General features: G+C 73.2%; 26 protein-coding genes. 16 read left to right on the forward strand and 10 right to left on the reverse strand.

Translation table 11 applies throughout. The features are described 5' to 3' along the window. On the forward strand, positions 1-285 hold a 285-nt coding region (locus ACQRUO_RS25365; protein WP_428318362.1), incomplete at its 5' end, for a transketolase C-terminal domain-containing protein. 132 nt (positions 286-417) lie between these two features. On the opposite strand, the gene ACQRUO_RS25370 is transcribed toward ACQRUO_RS25365, so the two are convergent. Then, positions 418-942 (reverse strand): GNAT family N-acetyltransferase, encoded by a 525-nt coding sequence (locus tag ACQRUO_RS25370; protein WP_428318363.1) that lies wholly within the window; start codon positions 940-942, stop codon positions 418-420. 82 nt (positions 943-1,024) lie between these two features. Between ACQRUO_RS25370 and ACQRUO_RS25375 the strand changes: the two genes are divergently transcribed. From ACQRUO_RS25375 to ACQRUO_RS25385, 3 genes are all read left to right on the forward strand, one after another. Further along, the gene (locus tag ACQRUO_RS25375) at positions 1,025-2,032 is read left to right on the forward strand and encodes a GlxA family transcriptional regulator (RefSeq protein ID WP_428318364.1); all 1,008 of its coding nucleotides are present in this window, start codon (positions 1,025-1,027) and stop codon (positions 2,030-2,032) included. 11 nt (positions 2,033-2,043) lie between these two features. Further along, entirely contained in the window at positions 2,044-2,655 is a 612-nt protein-coding gene (locus tag ACQRUO_RS25380) for a DJ-1/PfpI family protein (protein WP_428318365.1), read from the forward strand. 68 nt (positions 2,656-2,723) lie between these two features. Next, entirely contained in the window at positions 2,724-3,518 is a 795-nt protein-coding gene (locus ACQRUO_RS25385) for a GNAT family N-acetyltransferase (RefSeq protein ID WP_428318366.1), read from the forward strand. Between the two features lie 19 nt (positions 3,519-3,537). Here the strand turns inward: ACQRUO_RS25385 and ACQRUO_RS25390 are convergent, their stop codons facing one another. Next, positions 3,538-4,713: a serine hydrolase domain-containing protein gene (locus tag ACQRUO_RS25390; RefSeq protein WP_428318367.1), complete on the reverse strand. Its 1,176-nt coding sequence runs from the start codon at positions 4,711-4,713 to the stop codon at positions 3,538-3,540. Between the two features lie 123 nt (positions 4,714-4,836). On the opposite strand from ACQRUO_RS25390, the gene ACQRUO_RS25395 reads away from it, so the two are divergent. Beyond that, positions 4,837-5,373 (forward strand): DUF4240 domain-containing protein, encoded by a 537-nt coding sequence (locus ACQRUO_RS25395; protein ID WP_428318368.1) that lies wholly within the window; start codon positions 4,837-4,839, stop codon positions 5,371-5,373. A 74-nt stretch (positions 5,374-5,447) separates the two neighbouring features. On the opposite strand, the gene ACQRUO_RS25400 is transcribed toward ACQRUO_RS25395, so the two are convergent. Together ACQRUO_RS25400 and ACQRUO_RS25405 are read right to left on the reverse strand one after the other, a co-directional pair. Then, entirely contained in the window at positions 5,448-5,948 is a 501-nt protein-coding gene (locus ACQRUO_RS25400; RefSeq protein ID WP_428318369.1) for a DinB family protein, read from the reverse strand. Positions 5,949-6,007: 59 nt separating this feature from the next. Next, positions 6,008-6,514, reverse strand: a complete 507-nt coding sequence (locus ACQRUO_RS25405) for a nuclear transport factor 2 family protein (RefSeq protein ID WP_428318370.1) — start codon at positions 6,512-6,514, stop codon at positions 6,008-6,010. A gap of 83 nt (positions 6,515-6,597) precedes the next feature. Between ACQRUO_RS25405 and ACQRUO_RS25410 the strand changes: the two genes are divergently transcribed. The 4 genes from ACQRUO_RS25410 to rox all read left to right on the forward strand — a co-directional run bounded on the left by ACQRUO_RS25410 (position 6,598) and on the right by rox (position 12,992). After that, a complete protein-coding gene (locus ACQRUO_RS25410) occupies positions 6,598-7,101 on the forward strand; it encodes a MarR family winged helix-turn-helix transcriptional regulator (protein ID WP_428318371.1) in 504 nt (167 codons plus the stop codon). Positions 7,102-7,223: 122 nt separating this feature from the next. Beyond that, positions 7,224-8,912 carry a CoA transferase gene (locus tag ACQRUO_RS25415; RefSeq protein WP_428318372.1) on the forward strand — a complete coding sequence of 563 codons (1,689 nt, stop codon included), beginning with the start codon at positions 7,224-7,226 and terminating at the stop codon, positions 8,910-8,912. Positions 8,913-8,923: 11 nt separating this feature from the next. Next, the gene (locus ACQRUO_RS25420) at positions 8,924-11,401 is read left to right on the forward strand and encodes an AMP-binding protein (protein ID WP_428318387.1); all 2,478 of its coding nucleotides are present in this window, start codon (positions 8,924-8,926) and stop codon (positions 11,399-11,401) included. Positions 11,402-11,513: 112 nt separating this feature from the next. Then, complete coding sequence (rox, locus tag ACQRUO_RS25425; protein ID WP_428318373.1) at positions 11,514-12,992, forward strand: rifampin monooxygenase; 1,479 nt, start codon at positions 11,514-11,516, stop codon at positions 12,990-12,992. Between the two features lie 24 nt (positions 12,993-13,016). Here the strand turns inward: rox and ACQRUO_RS25430 are convergent, their stop codons facing one another. Both ACQRUO_RS25430 and ACQRUO_RS25435 read right to left on the reverse strand, forming a co-directional pair. Further along, positions 13,017-13,190, reverse strand: coding sequence for a hypothetical protein (locus ACQRUO_RS25430; protein WP_428318374.1), 174 nt, complete (start codon positions 13,188-13,190; stop codon positions 13,017-13,019). Positions 13,191-13,323: 133 nt separating this feature from the next. Further along, positions 13,324-13,839 (reverse strand): DinB family protein, encoded by a 516-nt coding sequence (locus ACQRUO_RS25435; RefSeq protein ID WP_428318375.1) that lies wholly within the window; start codon positions 13,837-13,839, stop codon positions 13,324-13,326. A 126-nt stretch (positions 13,840-13,965) separates the two neighbouring features. Between ACQRUO_RS25435 and ACQRUO_RS25440 the strand changes: the two genes are divergently transcribed. Beyond that, complete coding sequence (locus ACQRUO_RS25440; protein WP_428318376.1) at positions 13,966-14,766, forward strand: class I SAM-dependent methyltransferase; 801 nt, start codon at positions 13,966-13,968, stop codon at positions 14,764-14,766. Between the two features lie 588 nt (positions 14,767-15,354). On the opposite strand, the gene ACQRUO_RS25445 is transcribed toward ACQRUO_RS25440, so the two are convergent. The 4 genes from ACQRUO_RS25445 to ACQRUO_RS25460 form a co-directional block, all read right to left on the reverse strand. After that, the gene (locus ACQRUO_RS25445; RefSeq protein ID WP_428318377.1) at positions 15,355-17,832 is read right to left on the reverse strand and encodes a terpene synthase family protein; all 2,478 of its coding nucleotides are present in this window, start codon (positions 17,830-17,832) and stop codon (positions 15,355-15,357) included. Between the two features lie 61 nt (positions 17,833-17,893). Continuing rightward, positions 17,894-19,492: a D-alanyl-D-alanine carboxypeptidase/D-alanyl-D-alanine endopeptidase gene (gene dacB, locus ACQRUO_RS25450; RefSeq protein WP_428318378.1), complete on the reverse strand. Its 1,599-nt coding sequence runs from the start codon at positions 19,490-19,492 to the stop codon at positions 17,894-17,896. Between the two features lie 210 nt (positions 19,493-19,702). Continuing rightward, on the reverse strand, positions 19,703-19,945 hold the full coding sequence (locus ACQRUO_RS25455; RefSeq protein ID WP_428318379.1) for a DUF397 domain-containing protein: 243 nt from the start codon (positions 19,943-19,945) through the stop codon (positions 19,703-19,705). Further along, positions 19,942-20,826 (reverse strand): helix-turn-helix domain-containing protein, encoded by an 885-nt coding sequence (locus ACQRUO_RS25460; protein WP_428318380.1) that lies wholly within the window; start codon positions 20,824-20,826, stop codon positions 19,942-19,944. The genes ACQRUO_RS25455 and ACQRUO_RS25460 overlap by 4 nt, the downstream gene beginning before the upstream one ends. A 108-nt stretch (positions 20,827-20,934) precedes the next feature. On the opposite strand from ACQRUO_RS25460, the gene ACQRUO_RS25465 reads away from it, so the two are divergent. From ACQRUO_RS25465 to ACQRUO_RS25490, 6 genes are all read left to right on the forward strand, one after another. Continuing rightward, positions 20,935-21,402, forward strand: coding sequence for an ATP-binding protein (locus ACQRUO_RS25465; RefSeq protein ID WP_428318381.1), 468 nt, complete (start codon positions 20,935-20,937; stop codon positions 21,400-21,402). A gap of 64 nt (positions 21,403-21,466) precedes the next feature. After that, positions 21,467-22,222, forward strand: a complete 756-nt coding sequence (locus tag ACQRUO_RS25470; RefSeq protein ID WP_428318382.1) for a DUF6879 family protein — start codon at positions 21,467-21,469, stop codon at positions 22,220-22,222. Further along, positions 22,219-23,082 carry a helix-turn-helix domain-containing protein gene (locus ACQRUO_RS25475; RefSeq protein ID WP_428318383.1) on the forward strand — a complete coding sequence of 288 codons (864 nt, stop codon included), beginning with the start codon at positions 22,219-22,221 and terminating at the stop codon, positions 23,080-23,082. The genes ACQRUO_RS25470 and ACQRUO_RS25475 overlap by 4 nt, the downstream gene beginning before the upstream one ends. Positions 23,083-23,483: 401 nt before the next feature. Beyond that, positions 23,484-24,047, forward strand: coding sequence for a hypothetical protein (locus tag ACQRUO_RS25480; RefSeq protein ID WP_428318384.1), 564 nt, complete (start codon positions 23,484-23,486; stop codon positions 24,045-24,047). A 199-nt stretch (positions 24,048-24,246) separates the two neighbouring features. Continuing rightward, positions 24,247-25,191: a hypothetical protein gene (locus ACQRUO_RS25485; protein ID WP_428318385.1), complete on the forward strand. Its 945-nt coding sequence runs from the start codon at positions 24,247-24,249 to the stop codon at positions 25,189-25,191. 157 nt (positions 25,192-25,348) lie between these two features. After that, on the forward strand, positions 25,349-25,870 hold the full coding sequence (locus ACQRUO_RS25490) for a hypothetical protein (RefSeq protein ID WP_428318386.1): 522 nt from the start codon (positions 25,349-25,351) through the stop codon (positions 25,868-25,870). The last annotated feature ends 31 nt before the right edge of the window (positions 25,871-25,901 follow it).

Consider the following 25,901-nt stretch of genomic DNA (forward strand, 5'->3'; position numbering starts at 1 on the left):
CACGACGCGCTCGCGGTGGCCGCGGAGCTGGCCCCGGAGGTCGAGGTGGAGGTCTTCGACCCGCGCACGCTGCACCCGTTCGACTTCACGGCGCTGTTCGCCTCGGTCGGACGGACCGGGCGGGCCGGGAGCGGTCATGGCGTGGGGGTGGGGGCCGGTCCAGCGGGGTGCGGACCTGCTGTTCGGGGCGTGGCCATGGCGTGGGGGCGGGACTCGCCCTCGCCCCCGCCCGCCGACCTTCGGGACCGGCTCAGCCCATCCTCGAGGCACGCCACGCGCAGGTGACCCGCCCTCCGCTGGCCGGCGCCTGCCCCCCACCCCGGCCGGCGGCGGGCAGCGGCAGGCGGGACGTGGGCCACGACGGCGCAGGGGTGCCCTACCCGATGGGCCCGCCCCTGCTGTGCCGCGTCGCTGTGGTCATCCCACCGCCGGGCGTACGTGGACGTGGCCGGTGCGGGGGAAGTCGGGTGGGGTGGCGGGGAGGAGGTGGCTGAAGGGGTAGCCCGACTTTTCGGCGACGCGGCAGGAGGCCTGGTTGTCCTCCTGGTGGAGCAGGTCCAGGCGTTGGAGGCCGGCGGGGCCGAAGGTGGTGAGGGTCCAGGTGGTGAGGGTGGTCAGGGCGCGGGGGGCGATCGCGCGGCCGCGGGCGTGGGCGGCGGTCCAGTAGCCCACCTCGGCGGTCGGTCTGCCCGGGGCGAGGTCCTTGACGGTGGCGTGGCCGACCAGCCCCTCGGGGGCCACGACCGCGAAGCCGTAGCGGGTGCCGGCCGTCCACCCGTCCTGCTGGGTCTGCACCCAGCGTTCGGCGTCGGCTTCGTCCAGGAGCGGGGTGGTCAGCCAGCGGCGCAGGTCGGCGTCCTGGCCGGCGGCCACCAGGGCCGGGATGTCCGTCCGCTGCCAGGGGCGCAGGGTGAGCTCGTCCGTCACGAGCGTGTCCGTCATGGGTTCACCGTTCCACAGCGGTGGCAGGAATCGCCAGACACGCGTCATTGCCGCCATCGCCGGCCCGGCCGATGATCGAAGCATGCCCCACCGCGTGGTCTTCCTCGTCTTCGCCGGGTTCAACGTGCTCGATCTGACCGGCCCGCACCAGGTGTTCAGCAGCGCGCCGGCGGTCGACGGGGTGCCCGCGTACGAGTGCCTGGTGGCCACGGCGGCCGCAGCGACCGGCAGCGCCCATCCCCTGGTGGCCTCCTCCGGCGGGATCGCGGTCGCCGTCGACGGGGTGCCGGAGCAGTGGCCCGGCCCGATCGGCACGCTGGTCGCGGTCGGCGGCCCCGGGGTGCACGAGGCAGCGGCGGACGAGCGGGTGGTGGCCGCGCTGCGGGCGGCGGCGGGGCGGGCGGAGCGGGTGGTGTCGGTGTGCACCGGGGCGTTCCTGCTGGCCCGGGCCGGTCTGCTGGACGGGCGGCGGGCCACCACGCACTGGGGCAGCTGCGGGCGGCTGGCGGCCGAGCACCCGGCGGTGCGGGTCGAGCGGGACGCGCTCTTCACCCGTGACGAGTCCGGTGACACCCCGGTCTGGACCTCGGCCGGGGTGACCGCCGGCATGGACCTGGCGCTCGCCCTGGTGGAGCAGGACCTGGGGGCCGAGCAGGCCCGGGCGATCGCCCGCCGGCTGGTGATGTTCGTCCAGCGGCCGGGCGGCCAGAGCCAGTTCAGCGTCCAGTTGGCGGCCCAGCAGCCGGCGCGGGACGCGGTGCGCGCCGCGCAGGCGTGGATCGCCGAGCATCCGGAGGGGGACCTGTCGGTGGCTGCGCTGGCGGCCCGGGCGGGGTTGAGCGAGCGTCAGTTCTTCCGGGTCTTCGCCGACGACGTCGGTCGGTCCCCGGCCGCCTACGTGGAGGCTTCCCGGGTGGAGCTGGCGCGCACCCTGCTGGAGTCCACCGACGCCTGCCTGGACGTGATCGCCGCCCGCTGCGGCTTCGGCACGCCGGGCACCCTGCACCGGGCGTTCCGCCGGGTGCTGAACACCACGCCGGGCCAGTACCGGGAGCGGTTCACCCGCCCCGAGCGCCCGGCCCACCTGTGAGGAGTACACGGATGCACATCGTCTTCCCGCTGTTCGCCGGGGTGACCGCCCTGGACGTGGTCGGCCCCTACGAGGTGCTGCGGATGTTGCCCGGGGCCGAGGTGACCTTCGCCGCCACCGCCCCAGGGCCGGTCACGAGCCCGGGCGGCCTGGCCCTGACCGCGACGCACGCGTACCGGGACGTCGACTCGGCCGACGTCCTGGTCGTGCCGGGCGGGCCGGGGGCCCGGTCCCGCACCGAGGACCCCGAGCTGACCGGCTGGCTCCGCGCGGTGGCGGCCCGCACGACCTGGACCACCTCGGTCTGCACCGGCTCGCTGCTGCTCGCGGGGGCCGGGCTGCTGGACGGACTGGACGCCACCACGCACTGGTCGGCGCGCGAGCAACTGGAGTCCTACGGCGCCCGGTACGTCGCGGACCGGGTGGTGCGACAGGGCAAGGTGGTCACCGCAGCGGGGGTGTCGGCGGGGATCGACATGGCGCTCACCCTGGCCGCGCTGCTGGCCGACGAGGAGACGGCGCAGGTGATCCAGCTGCTCCTGGAGTACGACCCGCAGCCGCCGTTCCGCAGCGGGAGCCCGGCGAGCGCCCCGGCGGCGGTCCGGGCGCGGGCGGGGGCCTGAGCGGGTCGTAGCATCAGGGGATGAAGGTCGAATCGCTGGGTTTCCGTACCGATCTGATGCTCCGGAGGATGGCCGGCTCCGAGGTGGCCGACCGCGGGTCGCACCTGGTGGTCCGCACCCCGGCCAACCCGGGCTACTGGTGGGGCAACTTCGTGCTGCTCGCGGCCCCGCCCGCGCCGGGCGAGTTGGCGCACTGGGTGGCGGCGTTCGAGGCCGAGTTCCCGCAGGCCGCACACCTCTCGCTGGGGGTGGACGGGACGGCCGGCGGCACCGGTGACCCCGCGGAGCTCGCCCGGCTCGGGCTGGCCGCCGAGGTGAGCACGGTGCTGACGGCGACCCGGCTGCGGCCGGCCCCGGAGCGCCACCCCGAGCGCCACGCGGAGCGCCACGCGGAGGTCGAACTGCGGCCGCTGGCCGTGGAGTCGGACGCGGACTGGGCGCAGGCGCTCGAGCTGGGCATCGCCAGCAACGGCGGCGACGCGGCGCCGCCCGAGTACCGGGCGTTCCTGGCCCGGAAGGTCGCCGAGCACCGCTGCCTCTGCGTGGCGGGCCACGGCGTCTGGTTCGGCGCCTTCGTGGCGGGGACGATGCGGGCCGGCCTGGGGGTGTTCGGCAGCGGTGGCGGTGACGGCAGCGGTGACGGCGACCGCCTGGCGCGCTACCAGGACGTCGAGACCCACCCCGACTTCCGCCGCCAGGGCCTCGCCACGGCGCTGGTGCACCGGGCCGGCACGTGGGCGACGGGCGAACTGGGCGCCCGCCGCCTCGTGGTGGTGGCCGACCCGGCGTACCACGCGATCCACCTCTACCGCGCCCTGGGGTTCACGGACGCGGAGCGGCAGGTCCAGCTCTCCCGCCAGTAGCAGGTCAGCCGGCGGCAGATCAGCCCGCCGGCGGGAGGTCGTAGACGTTGTTCGGGGTCGCCACCTGGGTGACGGCCTTGGCGATCAGGGTGCTCGGTTCGTTGCCCTGGTACGTGATGTCGGTGTTGATCTCCACCACCAGGGTGGCCTGCTGGCTGGGCAGGTACACCGCGACGGTCTCGTAGCCCGGGAGGGACCCGTTGTGCCCGATCCAGCCGTTGATGTCGAACAGGCCCAGGCCGTAGCCCGCGCCGTTGTAGCCGGCGACCCCGATGAAGTTGGTCCGTTGCGCCTGCATGTCGGCGCCGATCAGGGTGCCGGTGGCATCATCGACGGCCCAGGTGTGCAGGTCGTTCAGGTCCGAGATCACCGAACCGGCCGCCCAGCCCCAACTGGGGTTCCAGTCCGTGGAGATGGCCTCCTGGCCGGTCGGGGTCTGAACCGTGTAGCCCTGGGCGTGCGGGTTGGGGAACTCGGCGGCCTTGGGCATGAAGGTGTTCTTGAGTCCGGCGACCGAGGTCACGTGGTCGTGCAGGTAGTCGGTGAGGCTCTGCCCGGAGACCTTCTCGACCACCAGGCCGAGCAGGATGTAGTTGCTGTTGTCGTACAGGAACTGGCTGCCGGGGGCGAACAGGTTGGGGTGGGCGTAGCCGTAGGCGAGCAACTGCTCAGGGGTCCACGGCGCGGTCGGGTCGGCGAGGAGCTTGTTGACGAAGGTGGTGTCGGAGGAGTAGGGGAAGAGGCCGCTGCGCATCTCCAGCAGCTGGCGCAGCGTGATGTTGTCGCCGTTGGGGACGCCGGAGACGTACGTGGAGATCGGGTCGTCCAGGCCCAACCGGCCCTCGTCGGCCAGCTTCAGTATGGCGGTGGCGGTGAAGGTCTTGGTCAGGCTGCCGATCCGCTGGTTGAAGTTCTGACCCATGGGCGTCTTGGTGGCGGTGTCGGCGTAGCCGAAGGTGCGCACGTAGTCGGGCTGCCCCGGCTGCCACAGTCCGACGATCGCCCCGGGCACACCGGCCTGTTGCATCGCCTGCTGGATGGCGCTGTCGAGGCGGCTCGCCTGTGTCCCGGGCTGGTCCTGCTGGACCGTCCCGGCCGGGGCGGCGGCCTGTGCCGGAAGGGTCGCCACCTGCAGTAGCCCGGCGAGGGCCAGCGTGGCGGCCGCGATTGCTCTGCGGGTGGGTAAGGCTCTCATGCTTCGATCCTCGACCTTGAACGGACGGACCGCGATTCGGCCGCCCGGGTGGTGGTCGAACGGCTGCTGTGAGTGGTCGGGGCCGAACGGCTGCTGTCAGTGGCCGGCGGCATGCTCTGGGCCATGGAGACGCAGCAGTTCTGGCAGTTGATCGAGGACGCCCGGCAGCGGGCGGCGGAACCCGCCGACGCGGAGGCGGTGGCGGAGGCCGCCCGGGCGCTGCTCGCGGAGCGGTCGCCAGAGCAGATCGTGGCGGCGGAGCGGGCGTTGGACACACTGCTGGCGCAGTCGTACCTCAACCCGCTCTGGGCGGCGGCCTACACGATCAACGGAGGGTGTTCGGACGACGGGTTCGACTACTTCCGCGGCTGGTTGATCATGCAGGGGCGCGCCGTGTTCGAGGCGGCGCTGGCCGATCCGGACTCGCTGGCCGAGCTGCCGGCGGTGCGGGCGGCGGCGGGGGAGTGGGAGGACCTGTCGTGCGAGACCACCCTGTCGATCGCGCTGGCCGCCCACCGGGAGGTGACCGGCGAGGAGCTGCCGCTCGACCCGGGCGGGCTGCGGTACCCGGAGCTGGACCCGGCGTGGGACTTCGACTTCGACGACCGGGAGGAGATGGCGCGCCGCCTGCCGCGGCTGGCGGCGCTGTACCTGGACTGACCTGCGGAAGCCGGACTGATCAGCCGGACCTGGACCGACCCGCCGGACCTGGACCGACCTGCCGAGCCGCAGGCTCAGAGCCCGCGGGCGCCGTCGAGGGTCTCGCGGATGATGTCGGCGTGGCCCGCGTGGCGGGCGGTCTCCTCGATCATGTGCAGCAGGACCCAGCGCAGGTTGCGGTGGGCGAGGTCGGGCCAGGCACAGGGCGTGTCGAGGTCCAGACCGGCGGTGATCTCGCGGGAGACGGCGGCCTGTTCCTCGAAGTAGCCGACCCAGTGCGCCACCGTGTCGGACTCGTCGACCCGGAAGTCCTCGACGTCCGGGTCGGGGTCCTCGGTCTGCGGCCACTCGTCCGCGAAGACCCGGCCCGCCACGATGATCTGGAACCAGCGCCGCTCCCAGAGCGCGGAGTGCTTGACCAGTCCGAGCAGCGAGAGCGAACTCGCGGTCGGCGCCAGGCGGGCCGCCTCGTCGGAGACCCCGTCGAGCTTGCGCAGCAGGGCGGCCCGCTGCTTGTCGAGGAACCCGCAGAGGGCGTCGCGCTCGGTGTCGGTGGAGAGCTGGGTGGCCGTCATGGCGGTGACGGTACCCGAACGGCCCGGACGGCGGGTCAGCGGGCGTCCCGGAAGGCGTGTCAGCAGGCTGCCCGGAAGGCGGCGAGGGCCTCCTCCGCGGTCACCGGGGCGAACGGCTCGAGCTGGGTGACGGCGAACCGGGACAGGCGCAGGAAGCGCTCGCCGGTGTCGGTGAGGGTCCAGCGGTGGCGGGTGCGGGCGGTCATCGGCCGGCCGCTGTTCGCGATGCCCTGCCAGGAGAAGTCCATGGCCAGCTGGTAGCTGCCGCCGTCGGGGGCGGGGGTGATGACCAGGTCGACGATGTGGTGGATGCTGACGCCGACCAGCTCGCGGGCGCCCGCGTACCAGGCGGCGACCTCCTCGAAGGTGTGCAGCACCCGGCCGTCGGAGAGGGTCATCTCGAGGTCGTCCGCGAGGAGTTCGCGCAGCGGCTCGGCGTCGGGCGCTGGCTGCTCGAGCAGCAGCAGCCAGCGGTGCAGGAAGCTGCGGACGCGGTTCTCGTTCGAGGCGGCGGCCAGCGAGGCGCGGAGCCGGTCGAGGGCGGTGGGCTGGGTGGGCTCGGGCATGGGGCGTTCCTCATCTCCGTGTGTGTGCACGCACATGCTAGCCCAGAGTGTGCGCGCGCACGCAACTCGGTACGCTGAGGACCATGACCCCCCGAGCCGACCTCACGATGGGCCCGCTGTCCGACGAGGACCACGCCTTCTACGGCCTGGTCTGGGCCGGTACCACCCTCGCGGCCCAGGTCGGCCGCGAGCTGGTCCGCGCCCATGACCTGCCGCTCTCCTGGTTCGAGGTGATGCTCTGGCTCGCCGGCCGACAGGAACCGGTCGGGGCCACCGAGCTCGGCGCGAAGACCATGCTCAGTCGCAGCCAGGTCTCCCGGGTGGTCGACGCCCTGGAGGTCCGCGGCCTGGTGGTCCGCACCTCCTCCGACACCGACGCCCGTTCGGTGCTGATCGAGCTGACCGAGCGGGGCCGGGCTGCCTTCGCCGAGGCCAACGAGACCCGGCGCAAGGTGCTCGCGCCGGTCTTCACCGAGGTGCTGGACGAGGCCGAACTGGCCGCCCTGGTGACGGTGTGGCGCAAGCTCAAGGCCCACCGGGCCGACGGCGGTCACGGACCCGCCGAGGGCGGCGAGGTCGCGGAGTAGCCGCTCTGCGGGGGCTGGGATCGGCTCGGTGATCACGTGTCACTTCCTGTGATAGCTTGATCACCGAGCGCAGCCGTACCGTCTCCGTGTCTCGAGGGCCCATGGCAACGACCGATTCCCTGTTGAGTTCTGACGCGGCGTCAGATATCGGAAGGGCGGCGGCCGGTCCGCCCCTGGCCGGCTCGCCGCTGGCCGGCCGGTCGCTGACCGTGGCGGGTGACAGTACGGCGGCGGCCCTCGCGGCGCGGCACCTGGGCGCACTGGGCTGCCGGGTCACGCGCGAGCCGGGTGCGGGCGTGCCGGCCGGGGTGGCCGGCCGGCTGGAGCTCGACGGGGTCGGCTGCACCGTCGACTGGGCCGGCCCGGTGCGCCTCCCGCTGGCGAGCGAGACGGACGTCCAGGCCGCCTGCGGGATCGCGCAGGTCCACGGCCGCCGGTACGGGGAGCCCACGCCGCTCGGCGTCGACTACGCGGGCGCGGTGGCCGGCGTGCTCGCCGTGCAGGGCCTGCTGGCCGCCCGGCTCGCCGCGTTGCGCGGGGCGCCGGTGCGCGAGGTGCGGACCTCGGTGGCCGGGGCGGCGCTGCTGGCGGTCGGCCAGTACCTCGCGGCGGCCACGGCCGGGGACGACGAGAGTGCCGAGGGTGCCGAGGTCGCCGAGGCGTTCACGGAGGTGGACCTGGCGCCCTGCGAGGTGCCGCCGTTCACCAGTCGGGACGGGGTCCGGTTCGAGATCGAGGCGCTGGAGGCCGGCCGGTGGCTGGTGTTCTGGGAACGGCTGGGCGCCGAGCGCCGGGCGATCGGGCGCGGGTGGCCGCCGTTCCAGCTGCGGTTCTCGTCCGGGGTGTGCCCGCTGCCGGGCGAACTGGCGGGACTGGTCAGGGGGTTCGCGTACCACGAGGTGGTGGCGGCGGCGACCGCGGCGGGGGTGGGCATCGTGCCGGTGCGTCTCACCGGGGTTGGGGAGGGTGGTGAACCGCCGTGGCGGATCGGCGGGGGCGGTGCGCGGTGGGCCGGCGAGCCGCTCGGTGAACTCGGCGGTGGGAGGCTGCCGTTGGGCGGGCTGCTGGTGGTGGAGATGACGCGGCGGCTGCAGGGTCCGCTGGCCGGCCACCTGCTCGCGCTGCTGGGCGCGCGGGTGATCCGGATCGAGCCCGAGGGTGGCGACCCGCTGCGCGGCGTGCCGCCGATGGCGGGCGACTGCTCGGCCCGCTTCCACGCGCTCAACCGCGGCAAGGAGGCGGTGCAGGCCGACCCGCGGTCCGCCGCCGGGCAACGGGCGATCCGCGAACTGGTCGACCAGGCCGACGTGTTCCTGCACAACCTCGCCCCCGGCAAGGCCGAGGCCTTCGGGTTGGGAGCGGACGAGCTGCTCGCCGACCGGCCGGGACTGGTGCACGCCTGGGCCTCCGGGTGGGGTGAACTCTTCGGCCCCGACGCCCCGGTGGGGACGGACTACCTGGTCCAGGCGCACAGCGGACTGGCGGCCCTGGTCACCCCGCCCGGGCGGCCGCCGACGCCGTCGCTGATGACCATCACCGACATCTTCGGCGGCCTGGTGAGCGCGGAGGGCGTCCTGGCCGCGTTGGTGGCCCGGGCGGCGACCGGGTGCGGGCGCCGGGTGGACTCCTCGCTCTGGTCCGCGGCGCGGGTGCTGCTGGGGTGCGCCAGCGCGCCCGGGGTACGGGGGGCGCCGGGCGGTGCGGCCGCCTCGCTCACGCCGGGGGAGATCGCCCGTGATCCGCGGTTCGCCGGGGCGCTGCACCGTGACCGCTGCCTGTTGCCCAACTCGCCCTGGGAGTTCGTGCGTTGACCAGTACCATGATGGCCCGTACCCGTCCGTGGACCTCCCGGCAGGGGCTGGAACTGGCCGACCTGGTCCCGGCCGAGCTGCGCCGGTCCTGGGCCGACCAGGGGCACTACCCGGGCGAGGACCTGTACCGCCTCTTCACCCGGCAGGTCCACCGCCACCCGGACCGGCCCGCGGTGATCGACCCCACGGGCTCCCTGACGTACGCCGAACTCGCGGACCGGGTCGGGTGCTTCGCGGAGGCCATGCGTGGGGCAGGGATCGCCGACCGGGAGATCGTGGCCCTCCGCCTCCCCAACGGCTGGCCGGCCGTGGCCGCGGAGCTGGCCGTCGCCGCCCTCGGCTCGGTCGCCCTGACCTTCCCGGACGGCCGCGGCAGCGCCGACGCCTTCAGCCTCCTCCACCGCTCAAGGGCGAGCGGGCTGGTTGCCACGGCCGCCACCGCCCGCGCGGTCCTGGCGGAGGCGGACACACGCTTGCCCCACCTGCGGGCGGCGTTCACGGTCGGCGGCGAGGCCCGCGGAGCGGTGCGGCTGCCGGGGGGCGAAGCCTCCCCGGGCACTGCCGGCTCCGCCTTGCCTGGCCCCGTCTCGCCCGGCTCCGCCTTGCCTGGCCCCGTCTCGCCCGGCTCCGCCTTGCCTGGCCCCGTCTCGCCCGGCTCCGCCTTGCCTGGCCCCGTCTCGCCCGGCTCCGCCGCGTCCGGCCCCGTCTCGCCCGGCTCCGCCGCGTCCGGCCCCGTCTCGCCCGGCTCCGCCGCGTCCGGCTCCGCCTTGCCCGGCTCCGCCGCGTCCGGCCCCGTCTCGCCCGGCCCCGTCTCGCCCGGCCCCGCCGCGTCCGGCCGTGTCTCGTCCGGCCCTGCCTGGCCTGGCTCCGCCTCGGCCGGCCTCGCCGCACTCCCTGCCTCGCCCGGTCCCGCCATGCCTGCCCCTGCCTCGCCCGGCTCCGCCCTGCCCGGTCCTGCCTTGCCCGGCCTCGCCCCGCCCGCCGGCCCCGCAGGGGCCGGGCGGGGGGCGGGGCCGGCGGGCAGGGTCGAGGGAGGGAGTGCGACGGGGCTTGGTGTGGGGGTAGCGGGTGGGGCCGAGCTAGGGGTTGGGGGAGCGGGCGCGGCCAGCTCGTGGGGTGGCGAGGCACCGGGGGCGGTGCAGCCGGCTGAGGGGGAATCCGCCGCGGGTGCTCCCTTCCCCGCGAGGCCCGCCCCCGCTCCGCCCACCGGCCCCGCAGGGGCAAGGTGGGCGGGGTCGGCGGTTGAGGTTGGGGTGGCGCCGGTTGTGGGCGGGAGCGGGCACGGGGTTGGGGGAGCGGGAGCGGGGTCGGCGGTTGGGGTCGGGGTGGCGCTGGTTGTGGGCGGGAGCGGGCACGGGGTTGGGGGAGCGGGGGCGGCGGGCGGCGCCGTGGATCCTGGGGGGCCGGCGCGGGTGTTGGTGTCGTCCGGGTCGGAGGCGGAGCCCAAGATGATCGCGTACTCGCATGATGCGATGGCCGGGGGGCGGGGGAACTATCTGCGGGCCGTGTATGCGGGGACCGCGGTGCCGCGGGCGCTGGTGATGGTGCCGCTGGCCTCGTCCTACGGGTCGCTCGGGGTGGTGACCCTCTACCGGCACGGGGGCACCCTGGTGCTGCTCGACGGGTTCGACGCCCCCGCCGCGATGCGGGCGATCGCCGTGCACCGCCCCACCCATGTGTTCGGGGTGGCCACCATGGTGCAGCGGATGCTGGCGGTGCCGTCCGAGCCCGGGGAGCGGTTCTCGTTCCTGCGGGCGCTGGTGCTCAGTTGTGACGGGGTGCCCGCCCCGCTGCTGGCGGCTGCGTTGGAGCGGTTCGGGTGTCCGGTGAGCAATCTGTACGGCTCCTCGGACGGCGTCAACTGCCGGGCCGAGCACTGGCGGCAGAGCGAGGACACCACGCTGCTCGGCCGCCCGGACCCCGCGGTGTGCGGGTTCCGCAGTTGTGACGAGCAGGGGCGGCCGCTGCCCGTCGGGGTGGCCGGTGAGTTGTGGGCGCTGGGGCCGATGACCCCGCTCTGCTACGTGGGTGCGCCCGAGCTGGATGCCCGGCGGCGGTCGGGCGGTTGGGTGCGGACCGGCGACCACGGGCTGGTGACCGCCGAGGGCCGGGTGCGGTTGCTGCGCCGCAACAGCCAGGTGGTGAAGCGCGGTGGGTACTCGATCAGTCCGGCGGAGGTGGAGCGGCACGCGGCCACCCACCCGGACCTGGCCGAGGCGGTCTGCGTGGCGGTGCCCGACCCGGAGTTCGGGGAGCGCCTGTGCGTCTGCGTGGTGGCCCGCCCGGGGCGCCCCGCCCCGGCCCTGCCCGAGCTGAACCGGCACCTGGAGGAGGTCCGCGGGCTGGAGCGCCGCAAGCTGCCCGAGCAGTTGGTGCCGCTGGCGGCGTTGCCGCTGGGGGCGACGGGGAAGCTGTCGCGGGTCGAGCTGGTCCGGCAGGCCACGGTGGCGGCCACGGCCACGGCCACGAGCGGGGCGGCGGCCGGATAGCCGCAGGTCAGGTACTCCCCGCCACTTCCAAGCTATAGCGCACCGGGGGGCTTGCGGCAAGGCCCCTGCGAGGGCGCACAATCGCCGTCCTGAGCTGGGAAGAGGGGTTGAGATGATCGACGTGATCATTGCCGGCGGCGGACCGACCGGTCTGATGCTGGCCGCCGAGCTGCGGCTGCACGGCGTGCGCACGGTCGTGCTCGAGAAGTCGGCGGAGCCGACCGTGCAGGTCCGTGCGCTCGGCCTGCACGTGCGCAGCATCGAGGTGATGGAGCAGCGCGGCCTGCTCGACCGGTTCCTCGCACTCGGCACGCAGCACCGGGTCGGCGGCTTCTTCGCCGGCCTCGGCAGGGAGTGGCCCGAGGGGCTGGACACCGCCCACTCGTACGTCCTCGGCATCCCGCAGGTGCAGACCGAGCGCCTGCTGACCGAGCACGCCACCGAGCTCGGCGCCGAGCTGCGGCGCGGCTGCGAGCTGGTCGGGCTGACCCAGGACGCCGACGGGGTGACCGCCGAGCTGGCCGACGGCACGCAGCTGCGCACCCGGTACCTGGTCGGCTGCGACGGCGGCCGCAGCGCGGTGCGCAAGCTGCTCGGCGTCGCCTTCCCCGGCGAGCCGGCCAGGCGCGAGGCGCTGCTGGGCGAGATGGAGATGACGACGTCGCCGGAGGAGCTGGCCGCCGTGGTGGCCGAGGTCCGCAGGACCCAGCTCTGGTTCGGCGCGATGCCCACCGGCGAGGGCGTGTTCCGGGTGATCGTGCCCGCCGCCGGGGTGGCCGAGGACCGCACCGTCCCGCCGACCCTGGAGGAGTTCCGGCAGCAGCTGCGCGCGTACGCCGGCACCGACTTCGGCGTGCACTCGCCGCGCTGGCTCTCCCGCTTCGGCGACGCCACCCGGCTGGCCGAGCGCTACCGGGTCGGCCGGGTGCTGCTGGCCGGCGACGCGGCGCACGTGCACCCGCCGACCGGCGGGCAGGGGCTCAACCTCGGGGTCCAGGACGCGTTCAACCTGGGCTGGAAGCTGGCCGCCGAGGTGGCCGGTTGGGCACCGGAGGGGCTGCTGGACAGCTACCAGGAGGAGCGGCGCCCGGTGGCGGCCGCCGTGCTGGACAACACCCGCGCGCAGACCGAGCTGATGTCCACCGAGCCGGGCGCCCAGGCGGTGCGCCGGCTGCTGGCGGAGCTGGTGGGCTTCGACGAGGTGAACCGGTACCTGATCGAGAAGCTCACCGCGATCGCGGTCCGCTACGACGTCGGCGGCGGGTCCGACGAGTCCGGCGAGTCCGACGGCGAATCCGGCCAGGGGCATGACCTGCTGGGGCGCCGGCTGCGGGACGTGCAGCTGAAGGAGGGCGGCCACCTCTACGGGCTGATGCACGCCGGCCGCGGCCTGCTGCTCGACCAGACCGGCGGCGGCCGGCTCTCGGTGGCGGGCTGGGCGGACCGGATCGACCACGTGGTGGACGTCAGCCCGGAGCTGGACGCGCCGGCGGTGCTGCTGCGCCCGGACGGCCACGTGGCCTGGGTCGGCGAGGACCAGCAGGACCTGCTCGACCGGCTGCCGCGCTGGTTCGGCGCGGCAGCCGGGTGAGGGCCGGTCACCTGGGTGCAGACCTCAGATGCGCGGGACGCCCGTGCCCTTGAGGCGGTCGAGCTCCCGGGCGCGGACGAGCTTCATGTCCGGTGCCTGGGCGCTGCGGAAGTTGCCGCCGGGGCGGTCGAGTTGTTCGGCCAGGCGGCGGTTGCGCCGCGTGACCAGTGCGTCGAATGCTGCCCGTACCTTCGCCACGAACTGCATCATGCCCCCTGGAGACGAGTGCCTGCCGAGCAGGAAGAGCCCTCACGGTACGCCGGTCCGAACGCGATGTGGAGGATTTGAGGGGGAATTGAGGCCCGGTGTGGCTGCCGGGACGCAGGGCCCCCTAGTAGTAGCCCTTCGCGCCGTCGAGGAGCTCCCGGACGATGTCCGCGTGCCCCGCGTGGCGACCCGTCTCCTCGACGAGGTGGATCAGCATCCAGCGGAGGTTGGCGCCGCCGGAGCGGTAGCCGGAGTGGCGCCCGACGTCGTCCAGCGAGGCCGCGGCCACGATCTCGTTGCTGCGGGCGCACTGGGCCTCGTACTCCGCGAGCAGGTCGGCGAGGGGGCGACCGTCGGTGCGCCAGTCGGCGTCCTCGTCCGACGCGTCGAACGCCGGGTTCTGCTTCTCGTCGCCGCCGAGGAACATCACCTCCAGCCAGGTGTGCTCGGTCCAGCGCATGTGGGCGAGGAGGCCGGCCATGGTCATGGCCGGTGAGGTCGGGATGACCGAGCGGTGCGCGTCCTGGTCGGTCAACCCCTCGCACTTCCAACGCAGGATCTGCCGCTGCAGGTCCAACCAGCCGATCAGTGCGGTGCGTTCGTCCGCCTGGAGCGGGGGGCGTGTCAGTTCCGATGCCATGGTGGTGCACGCTACCGGCGTGACCTGGCGGGGGCACCTGGATTTGCGGACGGACGTGCGGACGGTCCGTAGGCTCACAGCAGGATCCGGCACAGGACCAGGATCCGGAACAGGGGAGGGCGAATCATGGCCGGCGAGTTCGACGCGCACGAGCGGCGGATGTGGGCGGGGGCGGGCGAGGCGTACGCGGGGAGCTTCGCGGCCCTGTGCGGTGCGACGGCGGGCGCGCTGCTTGACGCGGCCGCGGTGGGCGCCGGGACGCGGGTGCTGGACGTCGGCACCGGCCCCGGCACGGTCGCCGCGGCGGCGCTGGCCCGGGGCGCCGAGGTGGTGGCGGTGGACGCCGAGCCGAGCATGGTGGCGCTGGCGGCCGCGCACGCCCCCGGCGCGGAGGTGCGGCAGGCGGTGCTGCCCGAGCTGCCGTTCCCGGACGGCGCGTTCGACGCCGCGGTGGCCAACTTCGTGGTCAACCACGTGGAGGACCCGTGGGCGGCGCTGGCCGAGCTGCGCCGGGTGGTCCGCCCGGGCGGCCGGCTCGCGGTGACGATCTGGCACGGCACCGGCAACGAGGCGATGTCGCTGTTCAACCTGGCGCTGGACGAGGCCGGCGGCGAGCGGCCGGTCTTCCCGACCCCGCCGTCCGACTTCGCCCGGACCGCCGAGGGCCTGCGCGGCCTGCTGGAGCACGCCGGGTGCGCCGAGGTGGTCTGCGACGAGCTCGCCTGGACGCACCGGGCGGACCCGGAGGTCTGGTGGTCCGGCCCGGCCGGCGGAGTGGCCGGCATCGGCCTGGCGGTGACCGGGCAGCCGCCCGAGGTGTTCGCCCGCACCAAGGCCGCCTACGACCGCCTGGCAGCCGCGCGGGTGGCGGCGGACGGCCTGCTCGACCTCCCGGCCGTGGCCCTGCTGGCCGCGGGCCGGCGGTAGGGGCTGTCCGGCGGACCTCGCCGGGCACGCGAGGCCGGGCATCCGCCCCCAGCCCCGGGTGGAGGTGTCCCCATCCCCAGTCCCTTCCCCCAGGCCCTTCCCCATCCCCAGTCCCTTCCCCAGGCCCTTCCCCATCCCCAGTTCCTTCCCCAGCTGTTCCCCAGTCCCGGGCCCTTCCCCAGTCCCGGGCCCTTCCCCAGTCCCAGGCCCTTCCCCAGTCCGGCCGGGAGGTGCCCCCATCACCCAGCCAGAGGCTGGGTGATGGGGGCACCTCCCGGCCGGACTGGGGGGCCGCGCGATGATCCGACGCGGGTTATCGGGCGGGGGTTGTGAGGCGGGGGGTTTGGCGTCGGCTGACGCGGGTTGTCAGGCCAGCGCCAGGTATCGGCTGGCGGGGGTTGTCGGGCGGGGGTTTGGTGTCGGCTGACGCGGGTTGTTGGGCGGGGGTTTGGTGTCGGCTGACGCGGGTTGTTGGGCGGGGGTTTGGTGTCGGCTGGCGGGGGTTGTTGGGCGGGGGTTTGGTGTCGGCTGACGCGGGTTGTCAGGCAGGGGCTTGGCGTCGGCCGACACCGAACTGTCAGGCAGGCGTCAGGCATCCGCCGAGCGGAAGTCGACGCGGCCGTACTGGGCGCAGGTGGCGTGGGCGATGCGGAGCAGGGCGCGTTCGGGGCGGCCGGTGTCGGTGTGGCGGGTCGCTGCGAGGGCGCCGAGTCGCGTCAGGGCCCAGTGCAGGTCGCGCGCCACCTGGGTTTCCGCCTCGGCGAGGGCGCGGCGCGGATCGCGGCCGCCTCCGCCGGCTGCGGTCCGGCGGAGGAGGACGGCGTTGACGCCGCCCTCCTCCCGTTCGCGGCGGTGGGTGGCCAGGTCGTTGGCCAGCCGCATGCAGACGCCCGCCTGCATCGACAGTTCGTCCAGCTGCGGCAGGACGTCCTCGGCGGACGCGTCGTCCAGCAGGATCAGCGCGACGGCGTAGTAGCCCGGTCCACCGATCGACCGGCGGCCGACGGCGACGTTCTCCGCGAAGCCGGGGAGCACAGCGCCTTCGTGCTGCTGCTGCCGCCGCAGGGCGTGCTGCCAGCTGTGCTCGCTGCGCATGCCGCCCATGACCGCCGCGAACTGCTCGACCAGGTGCGGCCGCAGGCGCGCGAAGAGTGGGTAGGCCGCGAGGCCGGCGACGATCTCCTCCAGGGGTGGCACGAGTGCGTCCTGCGCCCGGGCGTGCGCCGGGATCCGGTCGCCGGCCAGGACGGCCAGGTAGCGCTCGCCGTGCTGCTGGAGCTCCTGGTCGGCGAGACCGGCGGTGTCGAACAGGTCGTCCAGGGCGTAGATCCACATCATCGCCCGCATCATCAGTTCCAGCTCCGCCGGCGTCAGCTCGGGGTTGGCCCGGGTGATCACGAGGGAGAGGGCCGGGATGGGGGCCTGGGGCATGCCCTTGTGCCCCTCGGCCCAGGCTCGGGTGACCTGGGCGACCTCGGCCGCCCGGACCGCCGTCCGGTGCCCGGGCGGACCGTCGAAGTGGTCGCCGATCACCGCCAAGGCGTCCGCGATCGACAGGGCGGGGCCCGGTGCGGTGATCAGCAGCCGGTCGGTGACCTCCAGCGCGGCGGTCACCGCGGCCTCGACGACGGCCTGCGGCGTGTAGAGGTCCTTGTCCTGCCAGAGCGCCGGGTCCGGCCGGGTGGTGCCGAGCAGGAAGGCCCGGGCCAGGCCGAGCAGCTCCCGGTCCGCCTCGGCCTGGCCCGGGGCGGCGTCGGTGCACCGGGCCAGGGTCAGGACCGCGTAGGCGGTCTCCTCCCGGCTGCCGCCGTCCACCCCGAAGGAGCCGTCGCCGTGCTGACGGCTGCGCAGCCAGTCCAGCGCGCGGGCGACCGCCGCACGAGCCGCCGGCCCGCCGTGGGTGTCCAGCGCGGGGGCGCAGCAGTACAGGGCGTACCACGGCGAGGAGTGCCACTTGTCGCTCCAGCTGCCGTCCGGCGCCTGCATCCGGTCGAGCCAGGAGACGACCTCGGCGCTCGCCTCGTCGGCCCAGGGGTCGGGGCCGGTGTGCTGCCGGTGGAGTCCGAGGGCTTCGAGGACGTGGGCGTTGGCGGTGGGCGAGGGGGTGTGCTCGCCGAGGTAGCACGCGAAGTGGGTGGGCGTCTCGAAGCGGCGCAGGACGGCGGGCTCCTGGACCTCACCCAGCAGGCCCAGCAGGTGCAACGCGGTGGCGGTGTCGTCGGCGTCCGGCGGCAGCCCGTGGACGCCGGGTGCGCCCGCCGGCCCCAGGAGCTCGCGGACCGCCTCCCTGAGAGCAGTGGGGTCCCCCACCGCGCAGCCGGCGGTGAGCAGGATCGCGAGCACCCACAGCCGCTCGAAGGGGGCGGTGGGGGTGACCGACGGGACCAGCCCGTGCTGACGACGGACGACGGCCGCGAGGGCGCCCGCCCGCCCGGGGCCCTGGTCCGGCCCGCCGCGCCACCGGATCCAGGCCGCGGTGGCCGCGGGCGAGCCGCCCACGAGTTCCGGAGCGTCCGGGACGAGCAGCGCGGTCCGCTCGTCCGCGAACGCCTCGAAGGCGTGCAGCAGCTTGCCCGGGACCGTGCCCGCCGCGCCGACCGTCTGCCTGAGGTGTTCCGGCAGGTCAGGGCGGAGCCCGGCCGGCACGAGGAGGTGCTGGGCGGGGCCGGTCAGCCGGTTGATGCCCGCCACCAGGGTGGGGACGATCAGTTCGTGCGCCGCGGTGTCGGGCAGCTCGTCGTGGCTGTCCAGGTGGTACGCGAGGGAGCGCAGGCCCGCCGCGGCCGCGTCGTCCACGCGGTCGCGGAGTTCCGCGGCCTCCCGGTCGCCCCTTCCCAGGACGACCAGGAGCGCTTCCACGGCGCTGAGCGTGGGCACCAGCCCGAGGCCGCCCGAGGGCCCCCAGTGGCCGCCGGGGGCCTGTTCGTCCAGCAGGAAGTCGAGCCGGTGCCGGTGCCCGTCCAGCCAGGGGGCCAGCGCGATCAGCCTGGCCGTCTCGTAGACCGAGGGGGACACCGACCCCCAGGCGTCGGCGAACACCTTGCTGACCTGTCGCTCCGGCTGCACCCCGCGAACCGCCTTTCCGGTCACCTACACGGCAGTTGCATCATGCCCAGCCGGGGAGGTCTTACGTGCGCGGCCGGTCGGCCGAGGCCTCCTGCTGGAGCAGCGCGGCGATCCGGGCGAGGTCGTTGCCCACCTGGACGAACCCCGGGATGTCCGGCACCGCGGCGCCGTTGACCGCGAGGAAGAAGATGCGCATGCACCCCTGGTCGCTCACCAGGTAGCCGCCCAGGGTCTGGGCGCCGACCGCGAGTTGCTGGTTCAGCGGGTCCCCGCCGACGGCGGAGCCGGTCTTGGCGAAGACCTTGCCCCTGGCCGGGCAGGCGTCCGTGTTGCAGGACCCGGCGAGGGTGCCGTCGACCCCGAGGATCGGCTGCGCGAGCCGGAAGGCATCCGCGTCCGGGGTGTGCAGCCAGTACGCGAAGAGCTGGTCGAGCCCGCGCGGGGTGGCCCGGTCGGCCGGGTCGCCGCCGCGGCCGTCGTTGAGTTGGAACTGGGTCGGGTCGACGTGCGCGACGTCGGTGAGGAAGCTGTGGATCAGCCCGTAGCCGTCGTCGCAGTCGGTGCTGCCGCGGGAGGTGGCCAGGTTGCACAGGGCCAGGTTGGCGCCGAGGTTGTGGCTGACCTTCAGGATCAGCTTGGCGTACTCGCGGTAGGGCGGGGAGACGTAGGCGGCCACCCGGTCGGTGCCGTCGTAGCTCGCGGGGAGGTCGGCCACCGGGTTGGCCCCGGTGGGCGCGGCGCTGACGGTGACCCCGGCGCGGGCCAGTGCCTCGATCAGCGCGGTGCGGCCGAAGGCGTTGGGGTCGCGGACCGGGGAGACCTTCACCGCGGGCTGGGCGTCGGCGGCGATGGTGCCGGAGAGGCTGATCTGCGTGCCGTCGGGCGAGGCGCTGACCCGGATGTCGGTCGGGCCGCCGGCCGCCACCGTCCGGACGGTGGAGGTGACCTGGTAGGGCGCCACCTGCGGGCGCCAGGTCAGGGCGGCGGGCTGACCCGGGCTGGTCGGGGTGGAGAGCAGGTCGATCAGGTTGTCGTTGATGATCAGCGGGGTCGGCAGCGGGTCGAGGGCCGGGGGCGTGAACTTCCGGGCGTCGACCACCACGTCACCGTTGACCTGGGTGATGCCGGCGTCGTGGACCTGCTGGGCGAGCTGGTCGATCCCGGCGAGCGGATCCTCGGGGGTGAGGATGGCCCCGGGGGCCGAGTCGGCGTAGGTGTGGTCGAACGTGGTGTAGTCGACCGTGCCGTCCGGCTTGGTCCGCCCGCCCATCGTCAGGTCGCCCTGGGCGACCAGCGCCAGGTTGCCGTCGAGCGTCGAGCCGGAGCGGTTGCCGATCGCCTGGACGGGGGTGGTGAAGGTGGAGTCGGGCCCGAGGACGTGCCAGGCGGCGGACTCGGTGACCTCCTTGGCGTTGGAGGCGGGGATGAAGAACTGGTCCGGGAAGCGGGAGTGGATCACCTTCCCGCTCTCCGGGTCGATTTCCAGCAGGCCCCACTGGGCGTGCTGGTAGGCCGGCTTGTCCATGATGGCCCGGATCTCCGGGCTCAGGTCGTCGGCCTCCCTGGGCGCCGGAGCGGCGGCGGCCGTGCCGGCCACCATCAGCAGGGTCGCGGCGCCGGTGGCCCAGGCTCGCAGCCGTCCGCGGTTCCTCGGTCGCATGTACCAGCCGTTTCTGGAGTCGCAAGCCCGGCGTGGAGACCGGGCACCTACGGCGGCATGCTAAGAACGCGGCCCCGACCTGCGGCGTTGTCGCACCGCGCGGTGGCGCGGTTCGATGCGAAATGCATCCGGACGGCGTAGCGGATGGAGACGGACCCGGCGGTACCGGTCGGCGGGAGGAGCCGAGCCGACCGGTACCGGTGGTGCGGGTCAGAGCGTGGTGGTGGCGAGGGTGAGGAACGCGGCCCAGCTGGCGGGGGTGAAGGTGAGGGCGGGGCCGGTCTTGTCCTTGGAGTCGCGGACGTGGACGGTGGCGGGAGTTGCGGATACCTCTACGCACTCGCCGCCCTCTGCGTTGCTGTGGCTGCTCTTGAACCAGGCGACCTCGACGCAGTTGCCGCCCTCGCCGCTGCTGTAGCTGCTCTTGTACCAGGTGGGTTGCTCGGTGGTCATAGTTCTCCCAGCATCTTCTCGATCAGCGCCAGGGACTCGGGCGGAGTGAGCGCCTGGGCCCGAAGGCTGCCGTACTGTGCGGCCAGGATACGGACTTCCTCCGGGTCGGTGATCAGATGGCTGAAGCTCTGGATCTCGATGTAGCCGAGTTGGGGCTTTCCCTTGGGTGTCAGAAGGCTGAAGGGCCCGCTCAGCCCGGCGTGCTCGGGGCGATTGAGGGGCATCACCTGGAGCTCGATGTTGCGTTTGCGGCCGGCCTCCAGCAGCTTCCTCAGCTGCCCGGCGTGTACGGTTTTCCCGCCCACCGGTCGGAGCAGTACGGACTCTTCGATGATCCAGCTGAGCTCAGGGGCAGGCCACCGGTCAACGAGCTCCTGGCGGGCCATTCGCGCCAAGACTCGTTCCTCGATGGTCTGTTCCGCAAGAAGTGGCTTCCGCATGGCGAACACTGCGCGGGCATGATCCTCGGTCTGCAGCAGGCCAGGGACGTGATGGATGCTGTACTCGTGCAGCTCGACTGCCAGCGGCTCTAGCCGTACGTATCCGCGGAAGAAGGCGGGATGGCGCTCCCTCGCCTTGATCTTCGCCTTCTCGACATCCTCCTGAAGGACCTTCAGCAGCCCACCCGCGTTCAGCTTCGCATCCGCCGACGCCAGGAACTCCTTCTGCATCACCCGCCGCCCGCGCTCCAGCGAGGAGATCAGGTCCTCGCTGTACCCCAGCAGCTCCGCAGCCTGCTTTTGCGTCAAGTTCTCCCGCTCCCGCAGGAGTTTGAGTTGCTTGCCGATCGCGCGGAAGAACTCCGAGCTGTCATCGGGTTCCTCGGGCGCCTCGGGGCGCTCCTCGTCGTTCTGGTCAGCTGAAGTCACGGTGACCACCACCCCACGCCTGCCGATGATCCGTACCAGAACAGACTGTTGCTGTACCACTACACCCTGTACCGGCCTACCCTCTGGCCAGGGTACGCGCAACCCTCCACTCTCGGTGACATGTCGTCCGAAATCACCCTTGCCCACCTCGCCGACACCGCACTCTGTGCCGGCTGGCAGTTCCCCTCCTCGAAGCGCGGCGCGCGCCTCGCCCGCCTCGCCGCCGAGTGCCAGTTGAGCACTTGGGGGTGGAAGCCGACTGCCGAGGTGTTCCAGAACAGCGCGTTGATCATCGCCGAGCTCGCTTCGAACGCGGTGACGCACGGTCGCGTCCCTGGTCGCGGCTTCCAGCTGCGGCTGCTGCTCGGTCCCTGTCCCGGCCTGGCCACACTGCTCCGGATCGAGGTCTCCGATCTCCGCGGGGACCGGCTGCCCAGATTGCCCGATGACCCCACCCTCGGCGCGGAGCGCGGGCGCGGGCTCCTGCTGGTGGACGCGCTGGCGGACCGCTGGGGAACGGTGGCGCGTGTCCCGTCGGCCAAAACGCTCTGGGCCGAACTGGACTTGATGCCGCGCCAGCAGAACTGATTGGTGACAAAATCGTGTCTCCGTCTCATTCATGGGTCCGGACAAGCCTGGAGAGGAGCGACGAATGCCACGGCGCTTGCGGGTGATCGGCAGCACGTCCGGGGTGGGTGACTGCCCCACGCTCTACGAGGATCTGGATACGTCCGAGGTGCTGGTGCAGGGCGAGTCGCTTACGGATCCCGCCGATCTGGCGCAGCTCAAGCACGTCAAGGAAGGCGAGGCCTTCGTCGTCGTCCCCCGGGAGCTGCTGGTGCGGTTCGCGCCGAGGGAGTCCAGTGGTGCACCGGAGTTCGTCCCGCAGAAGAAGATCACCGAGTTCATCAACGACGGCTTCGAGCACACCGCATGGCGCTTCGAGACGCGGGCCGGTTACCTGTCGGACAGGCAGATGCCCTCCTATGACGAGTTCCTGCGTACCGGTGACACCTTCGGCGAGGTCGGGCACCCCTGGTTCGACAACGTCCGCCGGATGGTCGGTAAGGGCAAGCGATTCGAGCGGGTGAGGCTGGTGGACAACCCGCCGACCGAGGGCCAGCGGTACCTCCTGGCCTGCGCCCGGACGAACGTGGCTGCCGGGGAGGACATCCGCTACATGTGGCGCCCCGACGCCGAGGCGGCCGGTCTCGGCGGCCTGTCCGACTTCTGGCTGTTCGACTCACGAACCGTCGCGCGGTTCCACTTCGACGGGGAGCGGACGGTTGGCATGGAGTTGGTCACGGACCCGCTCAAGGTGCTTCACGCCTGCCAGGTCCGCGATGCCGCCTGGCACCACGCGGTCCCGTACGCCGACTTCCTGCCTCAGGTACCTTCCGCCATGTGAGCACGGACTTTCAGCAGGCCAGGGTCGCCCTCGGTGCCCGCATGCGGGAACTGCGCGAGGAGTGCACCCAGACCGACGGTCGCAAACTGTCCGGCCGGGCGCTGGCCGCCCGGCTGGGCTGGACCCAGTCCAAGGTCAGCAAGCTGGAGCGCGGCAAGCAGACTCCGACCATGGCGGACGTGCGCGCGTGGGCCGAGGCGGTCGGCAGACCTGAAGCCGCTGCCGAGCTGGTCGGGCGGCTGCGCACCGTCGAGACCCAGTACCGTTCGTGGCGGCGCCAGCTCGCGGGCGGAGTCGTCCCGGTCCAGGAGGCCCATGCCGCCCAGGGGAAGCGCACGAACGCCCGCCGGTCCTTCGATCCGACGTTGGTGCCGGGCCTGCTGCAAACACCCGGCTATGCCAGGGGAGTGCTCTCCCGGTATGCGGCTGTACACCCATCGATCCGTGACGTCGATGCGGCGGTGGCGGCCCGGATGGGGCGGCAGCATGTCCTCAAGGAGCGTGATCGGTCGTTCCACTTCCTTGTCTGGGAAGGTGCGTTGGTCTCCCGTGTCTGTTCGGCGGCCGTGCTGGCCGATCAGCTGGACCGTCTGGTGCCCTGGCTCGCCCCGGGGCACGTCAGGCTCGGGGTGGTGCCCTTCGAGGTCGACCTGAGGGTTCCGGCCGGGGTGGGCTTCTCGATCCATGACGACTCACTGGTGATCACGGAGTCCTGGCACGCTGAGATGTGGCTGGATGACCCTGCTGACATCGCGCTGCATCAGCGGGCCTGGGAAGCCCTGCAAGTCACGGCTGTTTACGGGCCGGAAGCCCACCGGGTGATTGCCCGTGCCGGCGCACGGCTTCGTGAGAATCATTGAGAATCACGTGCCGGGCGTGCGGCCGCTGCGCCCTATGGTCCTGCTGACGGCCTTTCATGGATCGTTCCCAGGCCGTTCGCGCGAGTTGAACGAGCGCTCGCGCTGGGCTGTGAGTGCGAGGGGTTCCAGTATGACCGTTCCGACCGACCGCCCGCCGGGCCCGATGCCGCCGAGTGACACCGGCGCCGACAGGGACACGGACATCGATACCGACGAGTAGGAGGGAAGCCACTGTGAGCGAGATCCGGATGAAGCACAAGGGTGAATCGAAGGACCCGCCGAAGCACCGGGGCAACCCTGCCCCGGAGCAACCCACCCCGCCGACTCCGCCGCCCAAGTAGCTCCAGCGGGCAGGCCCCTCGTGTACGTTGCGAGGGGCCTTGCCCTTTTGAGGAGAGCCCATGTCGAACCCGGACCGTCTCCACATCGCCTATTCCATGTACCAGTTCGCCGATGAGACATGGACGGCGCGCGCAGAGCGGTGGACGGCGACGTTCTACACGCCCAGTGACCCCGAGATCGGCTCGGCCGAGATCACCCGCGTCATCCCCGGGGTGACGCCGGACCCCCGCCGGGCTCTGGAGGCGGACCCCGGACTTCTCGACCGCATTCCCCGCGTGATCTTCGCTGAGGACGGCAGCCTGGTGCCCGCCGTGGCCGAGGCCGGCCCGACACTGCTGCTCCTGCTGGAGTCCGTTCACGTCACGGATCAGTGGCGCGGCAAGGGGGTGGGAATGAGCCTGGCCGTCGCGGCACTCCGGAGGTTGGCCGTTCCCGGGGCGCTGGCCGTCTGCTACCCGGCGCCGATCCATGACCACGGGCCGGACGAGCCGTGCAGCTACGCCTCCGATGACCCGGAGGTGCGGCGGCCGGACGAGGAAGCGATCGTGAAGCTTCGTCGCGCCTGGGCGCGGCACGGCTTCCGGCCGATCGGCGACGGTGTGTACGTGCTTCGGCTCGAATGATCTGACACGAACTGGATATGACGGTAAATCAGCAGGGGTGATCAGTTGCGGACAGTGGTCACTCGAATGCAGAGCGTGGGTGTACGTTAACCGCGACAACGCGGTTAGCCCCTGTCAGAAAAGGGGCGAGCCCGGCTAGGTGTTAGCAGCACCTTGGGCCGGGCTCTTCACCGCCTCGTGGACAGGACCTCCACTCACGATGCTCCAGCATGTTACCGCGCCCACGCGCGAGTTCACGCGGATTCGCAACGCCCAGATCTGGGACGACGAGATCTCCGACTCGGCCTTCCGACTCCTCGTCAGGGCTGCCTCCCTCGCGCCGGCCAAGGCCCGCACGACCACCGTCACCGACCTGACCGCCGGACTCTCCGTCGGCCGCATCGCGGGTGACCGGGCGCGCAAGTGCCTGACGCGCGCCGGTCTGCTGCACTCCCTGCGCTGGCGCTCGCCCGAGGGCCGCCTCCGCACCGAGTCCCTGCTGAGCGACGTCCCGCTCACCGAGGACGAGGGTCGCCGGCTGCTCACCGAGCACTTCGAGCGCCTGGAGGGCGGCGGCGGGAGCGACGATGCCCCACCGGATGCCGGGGAACAGCAGCCCGGCGAGCCCGCGGACCGGTCACCCGGCACCGCCCTCCCCAAGGAGGAAAGACTGGGGGAGGCGAATACTCCCCCCTCCCGGTCCCACGTCGACCTCGCGCCGCCGTTGACGCCACTGCCCGAGCGGGCCGAGGCGGAACGCGTGCTGCGCTCGCTGCGCCAGGTCGACCCGCGCCTGCACCTGGGCGCCGCCGAAGTCGCCCGGCTCGCACCGCTGGCCGCCGAGTGGCTGGCCCGCGGGGTGGGGTCGGAGGCGATGCGGTACGCGCTCACCGCCGGCCTGCCGCGGGCGCTCAAGAGCGCGGCCGGGTTCCTCCGGTACCGGTTGCTGGCCAAGGCGCCCGTGGACCTGTTCGGGCCGGCGGCGGGTGCGGGTGCGGTGGCACCGCTGCTCGACTGCGAACGGTGCGAGCGCCCGTTCCGCTCGTTGGTCGGCGAGGAGCGGTGCGGCGCGTGCCGCAGGGCCGCGCCGGTGCGCTCGGCCGAGGCGCCGCGCGGGGTGGTCGGGTGGCGGGAGCGGGTGGCCCAGCTCGGTGGCGCCGGCTAGCCGCTCGCCCGCACTCCTTCGGTCGTATGCGGTCTACCTCAGGTTTCGCTCAAGCTTTCTGCTCATCCTGCGTTATTGCAACCTCCTTGCGATAACTTCGCCATGCCGCCCGGGAGATGCCCGGACGGCACGGCGAAACCACATGGGGGAACGAAGAATGCGCAAGATCATCGTCGGTGCGGCCACGGCTGCCCTGGTCCTGATCCCGCTGGCCCAGAGCGCCTCGGCAGCCACCGACCAGGCCGCGGCGCCGGCCAACGCGGCGCAGCCGCAGGCGTGCGGGTACGTCTACAAGCCGAAGAACGTCCACTACATCAGCCCCGAGAGCCAGACCATCAGCGGCCCCGGCGGTTCGGTGTCCGGGTACGGGCCGGGGACGCTGACGCTGTCCCAGACCGTGGGCGTGAGCAACACCTACAGCGGCACCTTCGGCGCCTCCGTCGGCGACATCAGCGCCTCGGTGGGCTTCAACGTGACGCAGAACTGGTCGGCGACCGAGAGCGCCTCCTACACGATGACCGACGGCCGTCACTACGTCCTGTACGCGGACAAGGTGAGCCAGCTCTACTCCTACGAGATCCACAAGGTCGGCCGCTGCGACGGCTACGACTTCGGCAAGGTGGGCACCGGCTACGCCACCAAGTTCGACCACCTCGACTACAACCACTACCAGGGCTGACCCGACCCGGCTCCCGGAGGGGGCGGGGGGG

Origin of the sequence: Kitasatospora sp. LaBMicrA B282 (assembly GCF_050325825.1) — a bacterium.
Taxonomy (GTDB): Bacteria; Actinomycetota; Actinomycetes; order Streptomycetales; family Streptomycetaceae; genus Kitasatospora.

Bases quoted from the DNA above. Each gene is read 5' to 3' on its own strand.
- ACQRUO_RS25405 (WP_428318370.1), bottom strand. From the start codon at position 6,514: ATGCCCGAGCCCACCCAGCCCACCGCCCTCGACCGGCTCCGCGCCTCG.
- ACQRUO_RS25470 (WP_428318382.1), top strand. From the start codon at position 21,467: ATGCCACGGCGCTTGCGGGTGATCGGCAGCACGTCCGGGGTGGGTGAC.
- ACQRUO_RS25375 (WP_428318364.1), top strand. From the start codon at position 1,025: ATGCCCCACCGCGTGGTCTTCCTCGTCTTCGCCGGGTTCAACGTGCTC.
- ACQRUO_RS25410 (WP_428318371.1), top strand. From the start codon at position 6,598: ATGACCCCCCGAGCCGACCTCACGATGGGCCCGCTGTCCGACGAGGAC.
- ACQRUO_RS25490 (WP_428318386.1), top strand. From the start codon at position 25,349: ATGCGCAAGATCATCGTCGGTGCGGCCACGGCTGCCCTGGTCCTGATC.
- rox (WP_428318373.1), top strand. From the start codon at position 11,514: ATGATCGACGTGATCATTGCCGGCGGCGGACCGACCGGTCTGATGCTG.
- ACQRUO_RS25370 (WP_428318363.1), bottom strand. From the start codon at position 942: ATGACGGACACGCTCGTGACGGACGAGCTCACCCTGCGCCCCTGGCAG.
- ACQRUO_RS25385 (WP_428318366.1), top strand. From the start codon at position 2,724: ATGGCCGGCTCCGAGGTGGCCGACCGCGGGTCGCACCTGGTGGTCCGC.
- ACQRUO_RS25485 (WP_428318385.1), top strand. From the start codon at position 24,247: ATGCTCCAGCATGTTACCGCGCCCACGCGCGAGTTCACGCGGATTCGC.
- ACQRUO_RS25440 (WP_428318376.1), top strand. From the start codon at position 13,966: ATGGCCGGCGAGTTCGACGCGCACGAGCGGCGGATGTGGGCGGGGGCG.
- ACQRUO_RS25455 (WP_428318379.1), bottom strand. From the start codon at position 19,945: ATGACCACCGAGCAACCCACCTGGTACAAGAGCAGCTACAGCAGCGGC.
- ACQRUO_RS25395 (WP_428318368.1), top strand. From the start codon at position 4,837: ATGGAGACGCAGCAGTTCTGGCAGTTGATCGAGGACGCCCGGCAGCGG.
- ACQRUO_RS25390 (WP_428318367.1), bottom strand. From the start codon at position 4,713: ATGAGAGCCTTACCCACCCGCAGAGCAATCGCGGCCGCCACGCTGGCC.
- ACQRUO_RS25435 (WP_428318375.1), bottom strand. From the start codon at position 13,839: ATGGCATCGGAACTGACACGCCCCCCGCTCCAGGCGGACGAACGCACC.
- ACQRUO_RS25380 (WP_428318365.1), top strand. From the start codon at position 2,044: ATGCACATCGTCTTCCCGCTGTTCGCCGGGGTGACCGCCCTGGACGTG.
- ACQRUO_RS25400 (WP_428318369.1), bottom strand. From the start codon at position 5,948: ATGACGGCCACCCAGCTCTCCACCGACACCGAGCGCGACGCCCTCTGC.
- dacB (WP_428318378.1), bottom strand. From the start codon at position 19,492: ATGCGACCGAGGAACCGCGGACGGCTGCGAGCCTGGGCCACCGGCGCC.
- ACQRUO_RS25465 (WP_428318381.1), top strand. From the start codon at position 20,935: ATGTCGTCCGAAATCACCCTTGCCCACCTCGCCGACACCGCACTCTGT.
- ACQRUO_RS25420 (WP_428318387.1), top strand. From the start codon at position 8,924: ATGGCCCGTACCCGTCCGTGGACCTCCCGGCAGGGGCTGGAACTGGCC.
- ACQRUO_RS25480 (WP_428318384.1), top strand. From the start codon at position 23,484: ATGTCGAACCCGGACCGTCTCCACATCGCCTATTCCATGTACCAGTTC.